The 12,957-nt window shown below is 60.6% G+C and carries 10 protein-coding genes, 4 tRNA genes and 2 pseudogenes; 6 read left to right on the top strand and 10 right to left on the bottom strand.

The features are described 5' to 3' along the window. Window positions 1-14: 14 nt before the first annotated feature. Window positions 15-2,081: pseudogene (locus tag N5D61_RS04335) on the top strand (EAL domain-containing protein); the annotation flags it as partial. Window positions 2,082-2,169: 88 nt separating this feature from the next. Here the strand turns inward: N5D61_RS04335 and N5D61_RS04330 are convergent. The 9 genes from N5D61_RS04330 to gltX all read right to left on the bottom strand — a co-directional run bounded on the left by N5D61_RS04330 (window position 2,170) and on the right by gltX (window position 7,144). After that, entirely contained in the window at window positions 2,170-2,613 is a 444-nt protein-coding gene (locus N5D61_RS04330; protein ID WP_108239742.1) for an Hsp20 family protein, read from the bottom strand. A 114-nt stretch (window positions 2,614-2,727) separates the two neighbouring features. Then, a complete protein-coding gene (locus N5D61_RS04325) occupies window positions 2,728-3,687 on the bottom strand; it encodes a tRNA-dihydrouridine synthase (RefSeq protein WP_279891007.1) in 960 nt (319 codons plus the stop codon). Window positions 3,688-3,753: 66 nt separating this feature from the next. Continuing rightward, window positions 3,754-4,194, bottom strand: coding sequence for a thioesterase family protein (locus N5D61_RS04320; RefSeq protein WP_279891006.1), 441 nt, complete (start codon window positions 4,192-4,194; stop codon window positions 3,754-3,756). A gap of 83 nt (window positions 4,195-4,277) precedes the next feature. Then, window positions 4,278-4,817, bottom strand: coding sequence for a TetR/AcrR family transcriptional regulator (locus tag N5D61_RS04315; protein ID WP_279891005.1), 540 nt, complete (start codon window positions 4,815-4,817; stop codon window positions 4,278-4,280). 155 nt (window positions 4,818-4,972) lie between these two features. Then, window positions 4,973-5,048, bottom strand: a tRNA-Glu gene (locus N5D61_RS04310). Between the two features lie 54 nt (window positions 5,049-5,102). After that, window positions 5,103-5,178 (bottom strand) — tRNA-Ala (locus N5D61_RS04305). 52 nt (window positions 5,179-5,230) lie between these two features. Then, a tRNA-Glu gene (locus tag N5D61_RS04300) sits at window positions 5,231-5,306 on the bottom strand. A gap of 87 nt (window positions 5,307-5,393) precedes the next feature. Further along, window positions 5,394-5,469: transfer RNA gene (locus N5D61_RS04295), tRNA-Ala, on the bottom strand. A 193-nt stretch (window positions 5,470-5,662) separates the two neighbouring features. Then, window positions 5,663-7,144, bottom strand: coding sequence for a glutamate--tRNA ligase (gene gltX, locus N5D61_RS04290; RefSeq protein ID WP_108576150.1), 1,482 nt, complete (start codon window positions 7,142-7,144; stop codon window positions 5,663-5,665). A gap of 193 nt (window positions 7,145-7,337) precedes the next feature. Here gltX and N5D61_RS04285 point away from each other — a divergent pair, with 193 nt between their 5' ends. From N5D61_RS04285 to argE, 5 genes are all read left to right on the top strand, one after another. Continuing rightward, a complete protein-coding gene (locus tag N5D61_RS04285; RefSeq protein ID WP_279891004.1) occupies window positions 7,338-8,393 on the top strand; it encodes an HlyD family secretion protein in 1,056 nt (351 codons plus the stop codon). 49 nt (window positions 8,394-8,442) lie between these two features. Continuing rightward, on the top strand, window positions 8,443-9,933 hold the full coding sequence (locus N5D61_RS04280; RefSeq protein WP_279891127.1) for an MDR family MFS transporter: 1,491 nt from the start codon (window positions 8,443-8,445) through the stop codon (window positions 9,931-9,933). Between the two features lie 53 nt (window positions 9,934-9,986). Beyond that, window positions 9,987-10,163 (top strand): hypothetical protein, encoded by a 177-nt coding sequence (locus tag N5D61_RS04275; protein ID WP_279891003.1) that lies wholly within the window; start codon window positions 9,987-9,989, stop codon window positions 10,161-10,163. 171 nt (window positions 10,164-10,334) lie between these two features. After that, window positions 10,335-11,009 (top strand): DUF1028 domain-containing protein, encoded by a 675-nt coding sequence (locus N5D61_RS04270; protein WP_279891002.1) that lies wholly within the window; start codon window positions 10,335-10,337, stop codon window positions 11,007-11,009. 15 nt (window positions 11,010-11,024) lie between these two features. Further along, entirely contained in the window at window positions 11,025-12,173 is a 1,149-nt protein-coding gene (argE, locus tag N5D61_RS04265; RefSeq protein WP_279891001.1) for an acetylornithine deacetylase, read from the top strand. Window positions 12,174-12,260: 87 nt separating this feature from the next. Here the strand turns inward: argE and N5D61_RS04260 are convergent. Next, a pseudogene (locus N5D61_RS04260) lies at window positions 12,261-12,956 on the bottom strand (HisA/HisF-related TIM barrel protein); the annotation flags it as partial. Between the last annotated feature and the right edge of the window lies 1 nt (window position 12,957).

Below are 12,957 nucleotides of genomic sequence, written 5' to 3'. Positions count from 1 at the left end.
TCACGGCGAAGGAATCGGAACGCCATTTTGCGACCCTCTTCAACCTCAGCCCCAATGTGGTGCTGCTGACGCGGCAAACGGATGGTTTGGTCTGCAAAGCGAACCGTCATTTCGAAGTCACATTCGGCTGGCCGCTCGCTGACTGCATGGGCCGTACCACACTGGAAATAGGCCTGTGGGGCACTCCTCAACAACGCCAGGTGGTGCTGGACAAGGCATCGCTGGGCAGCGAACCCGCAAGCCTCGAAGCCCAATTGTATGGACGCGATGGGCAAGCCCACGAAGGCACGCTGCATACGCAGCGCATCGAGCTCAGCGACGGGATCTACCTGCTCAGCACCTTCATCGACAACACCGAACACAAGCGCGCGCAACGAGCCCTGCAGGCGAGCGAAGAGAAATTTGCCCGCGCGTTTCACTCAAGTCCTGACGCCATCATCATTATCGAGAGAGCCACAGGTCGATACATTGAAGTCAACGATGGCTTCTCGCGGCTATCCGGGTACAGCGCCAACGAGGTCGTGGGCCAGACGGTATTCGACTTCGTGATAATTGCCGACATGCTCCAGTACGAGCGCCTGATTCAGGAAGTCCAGGACCAAGGGCGGATACGTAATCGGGAGTTGCTGGGACGCAACAAGAACGGTGACCTCGTCACCGTGGACGTGTCCGTTGACCCGCTGACACTCGACGACACCGCCTGCCTGCTGATCACCGCGCGGGACATCAGCCAGTTGAAGAGTGCCCAAGCGCAGATCCAGCACCTGGCCTACCACGACTCGCTGACCAATCTGCCTAATCGGGCGCTGCTGATGGATCGCCTCAGCCAGCAGATCGCCCTGCTCACGCGCCATGAACTGCGAGGTGCACTGCTCTTTCTCGACCTCGATCATTTCAAGCACATCAACGATTCGCTCGGTCATCCGGTGGGTGACAGCGTGTTGAAAATCGTCACCGCCCGCCTGGAGGCCAGCGTGCGGCTTGAAGACACCGTCGCCCGGCTCGGAGGTGATGAATTTGTGGTGCTGGTCAGCGGCCTGGAAGGCACGCGGGATGAGGTCATCGAGCATGTGCACGGCCTCGCCGACACCCTGCGCGCGCTGCTGTCCGAGCCCATGTTTCTCGATGGCCATCGCCTGCAGGTCACCCCCAGCATCGGAATGGCAGTGATCCCCGACCACGGAGCCACGCCCGCCGACCTGCTCAAACGTGCCGACATCGCGCTCTACCGGGCCAAGGACTCGGGACGAAATACCACGCAAATGTTCCATGGCGACATGCAGAAAGCCGCCAGCAACCGCTTGCGCATGGAAAACGACTTGCGCCAGGCGTTGAGCCGTAACGAGTTCAGCCTGAGCTATCAGCCCCAGGTCGACACCCGAGGCGATCGGATCATAGGCGCCGAGGCCTTGCTGCGCTGGAAGCACCCTAGCCTCGGCGACGTACCTCCCCATCAATTCATCCTGATCATGGAAGAAAGCGGGATGGTGCTCGACATCGGCAACTGGATCCTCGAAGAGGCATGCAGGGCAGGCAGCGAGTTGCTGCGCAAGGGACTGATCGACAGCCACACGTTCAGCCTGTGCGTGAACATCAGCCCGCGCCAGTTCCGTCAGGCAGATTTCGTCGAGCGCGTGGAGCGTTGCCTGCGGCAGCACGGCGTGCCTTACCACATGCTCAAGCTGGAAATCACCGAGGGCATCGTGATCAAGAACCTGGAGGAAACCATTGCCAGGATGCTGGCGCTCAAACAGATGGGTATCAGCTTCGCCATGGACGACTTTGGCACGGGCTATTCCTCATTGACCTATCTCAAGCGCCTGCCCGTCAGCACGTTGAAAATCGATCAGTCGTTCGTGCGCGACGCCACCAATGACCCCAATGACGCCGAAATCGTCCGGGCCATCGTCGCCATCGCCGCCAGCCTCAACCTGGAAATCATTGCCGAAGGGGTAGAAAAGCCAGAGCAACTGGCGTTTTTGACACAGCTGGATTGTTATTTCTATCAAGGGTTTCTGTTCAGCGAGCCGCTGACACTGGACGGGTTCGAGGCCCTGCTGCGCGAGCGGTTAAGCCGTTGAGCCCCAGGTAGCGGCCCCACCGAAAGTGGGCGTTGCGCGCGCATAAAAAAGGCGCCCCGAAGGGCGCCTTTTTGTGGCTGGCTGACAATCAATGGGCCAGCGTTTTCTGACCATTGATCTCGATGCGTTTTGGCTTGGCCTCTTCAGGCACCAGGCGCAGCAAGTCAATGTTCAGCAGGCCGTTGGCCAGTGCGGCATTTTGCACTTCAATGTGATCGGCCAGACGGAAGGACAGCTTGAACGCGCGCTGGGCGATGCCTTGATGCAGGAAGGTCACGCCTTCAGCCGGCTTGTCGCGTTTGCTGCCAGTGACGGTCAGCACACCTTTCTCGACCTGCAACTCGAGGTCTTCTTCTTGAAAACCTGCTGCCGCGATGACGATGCGATATTGATCGTCAGCGTGTTTTTCGACGTTGTAGGGAGGGTAGCTGCTGGCCGACTCGTTGCGGGCCGCCGATTCGAACAGATCGTTGAAACGATCAAAGCCTACGGACGAACGGAACAGTGGGGCCAAAGAAAATGCAGTAGTCATGTGAATCTCCTGAATGAATCAGCAAGTGTTTGTCTCCGCGACCCGACTTCGGCATCGCGTAATCCCTAAATAGGTGCAGTCACTTCTGTTTCAAGAGTCACTATGAAAATTTTTTCAGGCCACTTCCGGCTCCACCACACCCAGCATCTGACTGATGCGCTCGCAGTCCGTCTCCCGGCGTAACGAATCGAACAGCAACGTCGCTTCAGGGTAACTTTTGGTCAACAGCACCACCCACTGCTTGAGGCGCCCTGGCGCCTGGATGCGGGTCATCTTCGCCATGGCCTGCGACCAGAAGTCCCGTAGCAGCGGCAGCAACTCTTCCCACGTCATCTCGACGACCTCACGTCCCGCGTCGGCCGCTGCGATCTGCCGCGCCAAATCCGGGCGCGCCACCAGGCCGCGGCCGATCATGATGTCCCGCGCGCCGCAGATCTCGCGACAACGGCGCCAGTCCTCTACTGTCCAGATTTCACCATTGGCGATGACCGGGATCTTCACCACGTCCTGAATCTTGCCGATCCATTCCCAGTGCGCCGGCGGTTTATAGCCGTCCACCTTGGTCCGGGCGTGGACCACGATATGCTCGGCACCACCCGCCTCCAGCGCCCGCGCGCAGTCCAGCGCCGGTTCGGTACTGTCGTAGCCCAGACGCATCTTGGCCGTGACAGGAATGTGTGCGGGCACTGCGCGGCGCACGTGGCTGAGAATCGAGTGCAGCAGTTCAGGCTCCTTGAGCAACACGGCCCCGCCCCGCGACTTGTTGACCGTCTTGGCCGGACAACCGAAGTTCAGGTCGATGACCGGCGCCCCCAACTGCGCGGCGAAGGCAGCGTTTTCTGCCAGACACACGGGATCGGACCCCAGCAACTGGACCCGCAGCGGCACACCCGCCCGGGTTTTCGCGCCGTTGAGCAGCTCGGAAGCGAACTTGTGGAAATAGTGCTCGGGCAGTAGGCGCTCGGTGACCCGGATGAATTCGGTGACGCACCAGTCGATACCACCGACCTGAGTCAGTACATCGCGCAGAATGTCGTCGACCAGGCCCTCCATGGGGGCCAGAGCAATTTGCATGGCGCACACTCGAAAAAAAGTCACGCAGTTTACGCAGTGGCGAAACGCTTGGGAACGGGCCGCGCGTCAGGAAGCGACCATTTGCAACGCCGGGGCATAACCTTCAAGGAATTCGGCAGGCATGCGTTTCGGCCGCCCGCTGGACAGTTCAATGCAGACGAATGTCGTCTGCGCCCGCAATAGGGTGACCCCATCACGAGGGCGCTTGAGCTGAAAGCGGCGGGTCATTCTGATTTTCTGATCCCAGTCGACGATCCACGTGGCCAATTGCAACTCATCTTCCTGATAAGCACTGGCCAGGTAGTCGATTTCATGCCGCACCACGGCCATGGCACGATCGAGGCGGCGGTACTCGGTCAAATCCAGCCCCAATTGCTGAGAGTGGCGCCAGGCGCAACGCTCGAGCCAAGTCACGTAGACCGCGTTGTTGGCGTGCCCCAGTCCATCGATGTCGTCTTCGCTCACCTGTAAGTCGATGACGAATGGCGTTGCCAGATCCCAGCCCATGCGTATTCCCGCCGCTCATGAATGCGTTGGCGAGCAGTGTAACCAAAAGCATCGGGGCCGGGGTTCGGCCTGTCGCGAACGCCTCATTGCATGGCCGACTTGGCAGCTCGCAACACACGGTCAGACAGCTCGTTGGCGCCCAGGGCGCGGGCCAGTGCCAGGCCGCCCAGCATCAAAGCGATATCAGCCAGCGTTTTGTCGGTTTCTTCGGGAGAAGCGGCCAGTTGAGCAACCATCAGTTCGATGTGCTCGGACAGGGCATCGCGAAATTCGTCTGACAGCCGCGCCATCTCGCCAATGGCTGTCGGCAGCGGACACGCATGCTCCTCCGCATCTCGATGCCTGCGCGAGAGATAAAACGCGGCCAATAAAGCACGACGCTCGCTGCCGGGGAGCTGATGATCGATGTTCGCCACCATGGCGCGCCGCTCGCTCAGCAACTGGTTGAAGGCCTCGAGCATCAGCGCTTCCTTGCTGTCGAAGTGGGCGTAGAAGCCGCCCACCGTCAGGCCGGCTGCGCCCATAATTTCGTTGACGCTGGGTTCAACCGGGCCACGCGCAATCAACGCCACGCTCGCCGCGTTGAGAATGCGTTCGCGGGTCTGTGCTTTTTTGTCGTTCATGGCCGCCTCCGGAATGATGACGATAATATTATCTGCATCATGCGGGATGGCAAGCGTGAGGTAAGGATTAGCAAGGGGTGGGGCACCAAACCCCAGAAAAACAAAAGGGCCATTCAATAATCGAATGACCCTTGGTCTCGCAGAGCGAGAAATCGTGGCGTCCCCTAGGGGACTCGAACCCCTGTTACCGCCGTGAAAGGGCGGTGTCCTAGGCCACTAGACGAAGGGGACGCAAAACCTTCAGTCAGATTCGTGAAACCATCACTCACGAACCCTGGCAAAAATTGGTGGAGCTAAGCGGGATCGAACCGCTGACCTCCTGCATGCCATGCAGGCGCTCTCCCAGCTGAGCTATAGCCCCGGATTTACGCCTCTCGGCGGAGACCGACCTTGCGGCCCATCTCGATGAATCGTGGCGTCCCCTAGGGGACTCGAACCCCTGTTACCGCCGTGAAAGGGCGGTGTCCTAGGCCACTAGACGAAGGGGACGTAACCCTTTGTGTACCTGATCGGTGCTGGTTCCGATCTTTCGGTACAAACCTCAACGCTGTGCAGCTCGCCTTGAAGCCTCTAAACTGGTGGAGCTAAGCGGGATCGAACCGCTGACCTCCTGCATGCCATGCAGGCGCTCTCCCAGCTGAGCTATAGCCCCACATTACACTCTCACATCACACTGCGTCACCGCCGTGTTTCTGTGTTGCCGTGTGGACGGGGCGCATATTAAGTGCGACCCCTGTAGCTGTCAAACTTTTTTTAAACAAATTTCAAAAGAATTTTCCGGGATAACAATCACTTACCGCCCTCCCCCGATTCCGCTCGCGCAAAATCAGGGGCTTGCCGTTCACTCAGGCCATCGCAGCGAGGAGCTTTTCCCATTCCTTGTTTTCTTTCTTGGAAACGCCGCCGAGCAAATCCAGGGCCTGGCGCAACCGGTAGCGCGTCAGGTCGGGACCCAGAATTTCCATGGCGTCCGTCACCGAAACCGAATTGGCCTGCCCCGTGATGGCCGCGAACATCAACGGCATGGCATCGCGCAATTTGAGTTGAAGATGGTCGACCACCGCCTGAATGCAGCGGGTAATCGTGTCTTTCTCCCACTGACGCAGCGACTCGAGCTTCCATAGAATCAACTGCATCACCTGGCGCACTTGCTCCGGTGACAGCTTTTTGTGCTCGAACAGCTTCACGTCCGGGTTGACCCCGCCCGCGAAGAAAAACCCGCCCAGGGGTGCCACCTGACTAAAGGTCTCCACACGCGCCTGCACATGCGGTGCGATCTTCATCATGTAATCCTGATTGAAGGCCCACTTCTGAACGCGCGCCGCGAACTCTTCCACCGGCAACTCACGCAGCCACTGGCCGTTGAGCCACGACAGCTTCTCAATGTCGAAGATCGGACCGCCCAGCGAAACGCGGCTCAAGTCGAAATGCTCGACCATTTCCTGCAGCGAGAATTTTTCCCGCTCGTCGGGCATCGACCAGCCCATCCGACCCAGGTAATTAAGCATCGCTTCAGGCATGAAGCCCATGCGCTCGTAGAACGTGACCGAAGTCGGGTTCTTGCGCTTGGACAGCTTGCTCTTGTCCGGGTTACGCAGCAGCGGCATGTAGCACAGCGCCGGTTTTTCCCAGCCGAAGTATTCGTAGAGCAGGATCAACTTCGGTGCCGACGGCAGCCATTCCTCGCCGCGCAACACGTGCGTGATGCCCATCAGGTGGTCATCGACGACGTTGGCCAGGAAATAGGTCGGCAAGCCATCGGTCTTCATCAGCACCTGCATGTCCATGCGGTCCCACGGGATCTCCACGTCCCCGCGCAGAATGTCCGGCACGACGCAGACGCCCTCGCTAGGCACTTTCATGCGGATGACATGGGGCTCGCCCGCGGCCAGACGGCGCTCCACTTCTTCCTTGGAAAGCAACAGCGCGCGGCCATCGTAACGGGGCGTCTCGCCACGAGCGATCTGCTCGGCGCGCATCTGGTCCAGCTCTTCAGCGGTGCAGAAGCACGGGAAGGCGTGACCGGCATCGACCAACTGCTGGGTGTATTTCTTGTAGATGTCGCCACGCTCACTCTGACGGTACGGGCCGTGCGGGCCGCCCACATCAGGGCCTTCGCTCCACTCGATCCCCAGCCAGCGCAGTGCGTCGAAGATCTGTTGTTCGGACTCGCGGGTCGAGCGCAGTTGATCGGTGTCTTCAATGCGCAGGATGAATTCGCCACCATGCTGCTTGGCAAAGCAGTAGTTGAAAAGCGCGATGTAGGCCGTGCCAACGTGGGGGTCGCCGGTGGGCGATGGCGCGATGCGGGTACGAACGGTGGTCATGAAGAATTCCGAATAGGTCGAACAAGCCGCGAATCTTAACAGGCGTACCCCTCGGGGCTCCAGCACGGAGGACCGTGTGGCCGCCTGCGAATGAATACCGGAATATCACTTCGGGTCATTATTGCAACGGTGGCTAGTTGCCAGACTTTATTTGCTGCTAGATTCACCACCACTCCAATCAACAAGAACAACCATGCCCGCCCAACTCAAACGCCGCCTATTCATCTTCTTTGTGGTGGTCCTGCTGATCGGCCTCGCTTTCTTCGCCCAGTGGTATTTGAAAGGACGGTTTCACGAAAGCACCGACAACGCTTACGTGCAGGGCGAGATCACTCGGGTATCCAGCCAGCTCGGCGCACGGATCAGTGAGGTGCTGGTGCAGGATAATCAGCACGTCGAGAAAGGCCAGTTGCTGGTAAAGCTGGAGCCTGACGATTTCCGCCTGGCCCTGGACCGCGCCCAGGCCACGCTGGCGACGCGGGAGGCTGAGCGGGCTCAGGCGCAGAGCAAGTTGACGCAGCAGTCGAGCCTGATCGCCGCCAGTGATGCACAAGTGCAGGCCAATCAGGCCACGCTCGGGCGTACGCAGTTGGATCTGGCGCGCTTGCAAAAGCTGCGCAAGCCAGGCTTCGTTTCGGAAGAACAGGTCACCACCATGACCGCCGACAGCCACGTGGCGCGCTCTCAAGTGGCCAAGGCTCAGGCCGATGCGCAAGGCCAGCGTCAACAGGTCAATGCGCTGACCGCGGAAATCAAACGCCTCGACGCACAGATCGCCACGGCCCAGGCCGATGTGGCGCAAGCCGAGTTGAATGTGCAGCGCACCGAAATTCACGCCCCCATCAGCGGCTTGATCGGGCAGCGCGCCGCGCGCAATGGTCAATTCGTGCAGGCCGGAGCGTACCTGCTGTCAGTGGTGCCCGACGAGGCCATCTGGGTGCAAGCCAACTTCAAGGAAACCCAGATCGAGCACATGGAGATCGGCCAGTCCGCCGAGCTGATCTTCGACAGTTTCCCCAGCACGCCGATTCAAGGCAGGGTCGACAGCTTGTTCGCAGCGTCCGGCGCGCAGTTCAGCCTGCTGCCGCCGGACAACGCCACCGGCAACTTCACCAAAGTCGTACAGCGCATTCCGGTGAAACTCACGTTCGCGCCGGACAATCCCCTGCACGGCAAAATTCGTCCGGGGATGTCGGTGACCGTTTCAGTCGACGTCAAACCTGCGAACGACCCCGCCAGTGGCCGGTGACGAACTGATCCGTCCAGTCGGCGAACCGACTCGGCGCGACTGGATCGCAGTGATGAGCGTAATGCTCGGTGCCTTCATGGCGGTGCTCGACATTCAGATCACCAACGCCTCGCTCAAAGACATTCAAGGCGCACTCTCGGCGACGCTGGAGGAAGGCTCGTGGATCTCCACGTCCTATCTGGTTGCGGAAATCATCATGATTCCGCTCACCGCCTGGCTGGTGCAGTTGCTCTCGGCGCGGCGACTGGCGGTGTGGGTGTCGATGGGCTTCCTAATTTCTTCCCTGCTCTGCTCCATGGCCTGGAGCCTGGAAAGCATGATTGTGTTCCGCGCGATGCAGGGCTTTACCGGCGGCGCATTGATCCCGCTGGCGTTCACCCTGGCACTGATCAAACTGCCCGAACACCACCGCGCCAAGGGCATGGCCCTCTTTGCGATGACAGCAACCTTCGCCCCGTCGATCGGGCCGACACTGGGCGGCTGGCTGACGGAAAATTTCGGCTGGGAATACATTTTCTACATCAACGTCCCGCCGGGACTGCTGATGGTCGCGGGCCTGATGTACGGCCTGGAGAAGAAGGCGCCGCACTGGGCGTTGCTGAAAAGCACCGACTACGCGGGGATCGTCACCCTCGGCGTGGGGTTGGGCTGTCTGCAAGTGTTCCTCGAAGAAGGCCATCGCAAGGACTGGCTGGAATCGAACCTGATCGTCACCTTGGGCAGCATTGCTCTGCTCAGCCTGATTACCTTTGTGATCATTCAGTGTTCGAAAGCCCGCCCGCTGATCAACCTGGGCATCCTCGGCAACCGCAACTTTGGTCTGTCGAGCATTTCCAGCGTGGGCATGGGGGTGGGGCTGTATGGCTCCGTGTATTTGTTGCCACTCTACCTGGCGCAAATTCAGGGTTACAACGCGCAGCAAATCGGGGAAGTGATCATGTGGATGGGGATTCCGCAGTTGTTTCTGATTCCGCTGGTGCCACAACTGATGAAGATCATCTCGCCCAAATTACTGTGTGCCTTGGGATTTGGACTCTTTGGCCTGGCCAGCTTCTCGTCTGGCGTGCTCAACCCGGACTTCGCCGGCCCCCAGTTCAATCACATCCAGATCGTGCGAGCACTGGGCCAGCCCTTGATCATGGTGACCATCTCGCTGATCGCCACGGCATATATACAGCCGCAGGATGCGGGCTCGGCGTCGAGCCTTTTCAACATCCTGCGCAACCTCGGCGGCGCCATCGGTATCGCCCTGCTCGCCACCCTGCTGGATGCGCGCACAAAAACCTACTTCGACTATTTGCGCGAATCCATTTCTCCCGCCAACCCGCAAGTCGCCGAGCGCATGGCGCAGCTGACGGAGCGTTTGGGCAACGAGACAGCGGCGCTGGGCAAGCTCAGTGAGATCGCTCATCAGCAGGCGGCAATCATGGCCTACAACGATGCGTTTCATTTTGTCGGTCTGGCGTTGGGGATCAGCATGCTTGCGGTGGCGCTGACCAAAAAACTGCCGAGTGGAATAAAAGGAGGTGCGGCTCACTGAAGCCCCTATTTATCAGGCCCTTCCTCCACTTCTGTGGGGGTGATGAGGAGCCCATGATCCCCTGGCCCTGCCGCACCATGGGCTTCGAAAAAAGCGTGATCATGCGTTCGACCCAGGGTCGCATGATCATGGCCCCAGCGCTGGCGATCACTGGCGCTGACCGGTACGACCGGATGGACAAGGTCCGCCTCGCCGTCGATCGCGAGACGCGGGAACATGCGCGTTTGTGACGCGCTCGCGGCTTGATAAGGTTTTGCCTAATCAAGCTCCACAAAAATCCTCGTTTCGTCAGGGTCGGCGTCTCGACAGAATGCAGGGATGTCCCATCTTCGCCCACACGATGAGCTACGCGGGGTGCGGGCGATGAATGGCGGGTCTGGACGAATCAGGATACTCACACCATGACGTTTTCAATCGTCGGCCGTTGCGCCGAAACCGGGCAACTGGGCATCGCCATCAGCTCTTCCAGTATCGCTGTGGGCGCTCGCTGCCCCTGGCTGCGTCCGGGAGTGGGCGCTGTCTCCACCCAGAACATCACCCTGCCCGCGCTGGGGCCGCAGGTGCTCGACCAACTGGAGAATGGCCTGTCTCCCGCCGAAGCGCTGGACAAGGCCCTGACCAGCAATGGCTACAGCCAGTTTCGTCAGGTGACCGCCATTGACCACCTGGGCCGTGCTGCGCACTTCAGCGGCAGCGAAACCCTGGGCACCCACAACGCGTTGGTGGGCGAACAATGCGTCGGCGCAGGCAACATGCTGGCAGACCAAGCGGTGATCGAAGTGCTGGTGCAGACGTTCGAAAACAGCGGCGGCCAACTGGCTGACCGTTTGATCGCAGCGATGCAGGCGGCCGTCGCTGCCGGCGGCGAGGCAGGTCCCGTGCACTCGGCAGCCATGGTCGTGATGGGCGACCTGAGCTGGCCGATCATCGACCTGCGGGTCGACTGGGCCGATGAAGACCCCATCGGTAAATTGGCGCAGTTGTGGGCCGACTACCGCCCGCAGATGCAGGACTACATCACCCGCGCCCTCGACCCGACCAAGGCCCCGAGCTATGGTGTGCCGGGCGACGAATGACAGAGAACGCCATCCATGAATGACAGCCGGGATCTGCTGGCCGCACTGGTGGGGTTTGACACCACCAGCCGCGAGTCGAATCTGCATCTGATCGAATTCGTGCGGGATTACCTTGCACAACACGATGTGCCCTGCGAGCTGATTTTCAACGAGCAGCGCAGCAAGGCCAATCTGTTCGCCACCCTCGGCCCTGCTGAGTTACCCGGCATCGTGTTGTCCGGCCATACCGACGTGGTGCCGGTGGACGGCCAGCCCTGGACCGTGCCGCCATTCGCGCTGAGCGAACGGGACGGCAAGCTGTTCGGACGCGGCACCGCGGACATGAAAGGCTACATCGCCTGCGTGCTGGCAGCGGTGCCTGAATTGTTGGCAAAACCGTTGCGCATGCCGGTTCACATCGCGCTGTCTTACGACGAAGAAGTCGGTTGCCTGGGCGTCCGCTCACTGCTGAGCGAACTGGAGCAGCGCTCGGTCAAACCACTGCTGTGCATCATCGGCGAACCCACCGAACTCAAGCCCGTGTTGGGCCACAAAGGCAAACTGGCGATGCGTTGTGACGTGCACGGGGCGGCGTGCCATTCGGCCTATGCACCGCAGGGGGTTAATGCCATCGAATACGCTGCCGAGTTGATTGGTGAGCTGGGGCGCATCGGCACAACGCTGCGGGCGCCCGAACTGCATGACACACGCTTTGATCCGCCGTTCACCACCGTGCAGACGGGCGTGATCAGTGGCGGCAAGGCGTTGAACATCGTGCCTGCCGATTGCCGCTTTGATTTCGAGGTGCGGGCCCTCCCCGCTCACGACCCGCTCGATGTCGCCCAACAACTGCAGCGTTACGCCCGCGAACAGGTGTTGCCACGCATGCAGGCGGTCAATCCTGGCAGCGAGATCCGCTTCTCCGAGTTGTCGGCGTATCCGGGGCTGGCGACGGATGCCAGGAGCCAGGCCGCGCAGTTGATCGCGCAGTTTTGTGGATCGGAGGACTTCACGACCGTGGCGTTCGGGACTGAAGGCGGGCTGTTTGATGCTATCGGTATTCCCACGGTGGTCTGTGGCCCTGGCAGCATGGATCAGGGGCACAAGCCGGATGAATTCGTGAGCGTGGCGCAGTTGGACGGCTGCGATGCGATGTTGCGGCGGATCATCGACACCCTGCGTTAACGCCTCGCCGTCATCTTTTGCGACGCCTTGCGTCAAGTCGCCCAGCGGCTGAACACCCGATCGTGTCCCTGACCGCGTGCTTGCCTTTCAAAGCCGAGGGCGCGCACGCACCCATCGGCGGTATTGACGGGTACGCAGCGCGCTCGCGATCTGCTGTAACAACAGCGCCCGCAGTGGGGAGACCGCGGGGCTGGGTGCTTGCCCCTTGCCCAGCCTGCGCAGCTGAAACTTGACCACTGCCATCGTGGCGACCGAGGCCAGTGCCTTGTTTTTCCATGTGATGGGGGGCAATTCGGCGACAACGCTCCGCGCCTGCCGCCATTGCTGCGGCAGGTCCGGTTCGATGGCCAGCGCCGTGCCCATGCCCACCATATCCACGCCATGGGCGACGACCGTTTCGGCGACTTCAAGACGCCGGATACCGCCCGTCACCATCACCGGCATTCGCGCCACGGCACGAATGTCGCGGGCGAATTCGAGAAAGTACGCCTCCCGCGCCAACGTCCGCCCATCCCGCGCGACACCCTGCATGGCCGGCGCTTCGTAGCTGCCGCCGGACATTTCCACCAGGTCCACCGACAACAGGTTTAGCATTTCAACCACCTGCCGGGCGTCGTCAGCGGAGAATCCGCCGCGCTGAAAATCGGCCGAGTTGAGCTTGACCGCCACCACGAACCCGGGCGACACCTGCCCACGAACGGCCTTGACCACCTCGCGCAGGAGTCGCGCACGGTTGGCCAGCGAGCCGCCCCACCCGTCATTGCGCTGGTTGGTCAGCGGCGAA

The organism is Pseudomonas sp. GD03842, from assembly GCF_029841165.1.
In the GTDB taxonomy this organism is placed as follows: Bacteria; Pseudomonadota; Gammaproteobacteria; order Pseudomonadales; family Pseudomonadaceae; genus Aquipseudomonas.
The sequence above is the reverse complement of the archived record's forward strand: the minus strand, read 5'-3'. Positions and strand labels throughout refer to the sequence as shown.

Bases quoted from the DNA above. Each gene is read 5' to 3' on its own strand.
- gltX (WP_108576150.1), bottom strand. From the start codon at position 7,144: ATGACCACCGTTCGTACCCGCATCGCGCCATCGCCCACCGGCGACCCC.
- N5D61_RS04270 (WP_279891002.1), top strand. From the start codon at position 10,335: ATGACGTTTTCAATCGTCGGCCGTTGCGCCGAAACCGGGCAACTGGGC.
- N5D61_RS04315 (WP_279891005.1), bottom strand. From the start codon at position 4,817: ATGAACGACAAAAAAGCACAGACCCGCGAACGCATTCTCAACGCGGCG.
- argE (WP_279891001.1), top strand. From the start codon at position 11,025: ATGAATGACAGCCGGGATCTGCTGGCCGCACTGGTGGGGTTTGACACC.
- N5D61_RS04330 (WP_108239742.1), bottom strand. From the start codon at position 2,613: ATGACTACTGCATTTTCTTTGGCCCCACTGTTCCGTTCGTCCGTAGGC.
- N5D61_RS04325 (WP_279891007.1), bottom strand. From the start codon at position 3,687: ATGCAAATTGCTCTGGCCCCCATGGAGGGCCTGGTCGACGACATTCTG.
- N5D61_RS04285 (WP_279891004.1), top strand. From the start codon at position 7,338: ATGCCCGCCCAACTCAAACGCCGCCTATTCATCTTCTTTGTGGTGGTC.
- N5D61_RS04275 (WP_279891003.1), top strand. From the start codon at position 9,987: ATGATCCCCTGGCCCTGCCGCACCATGGGCTTCGAAAAAAGCGTGATC.
- N5D61_RS04320 (WP_279891006.1), bottom strand. From the start codon at position 4,194: ATGGGCTGGGATCTGGCAACGCCATTCGTCATCGACTTACAGGTGAGC.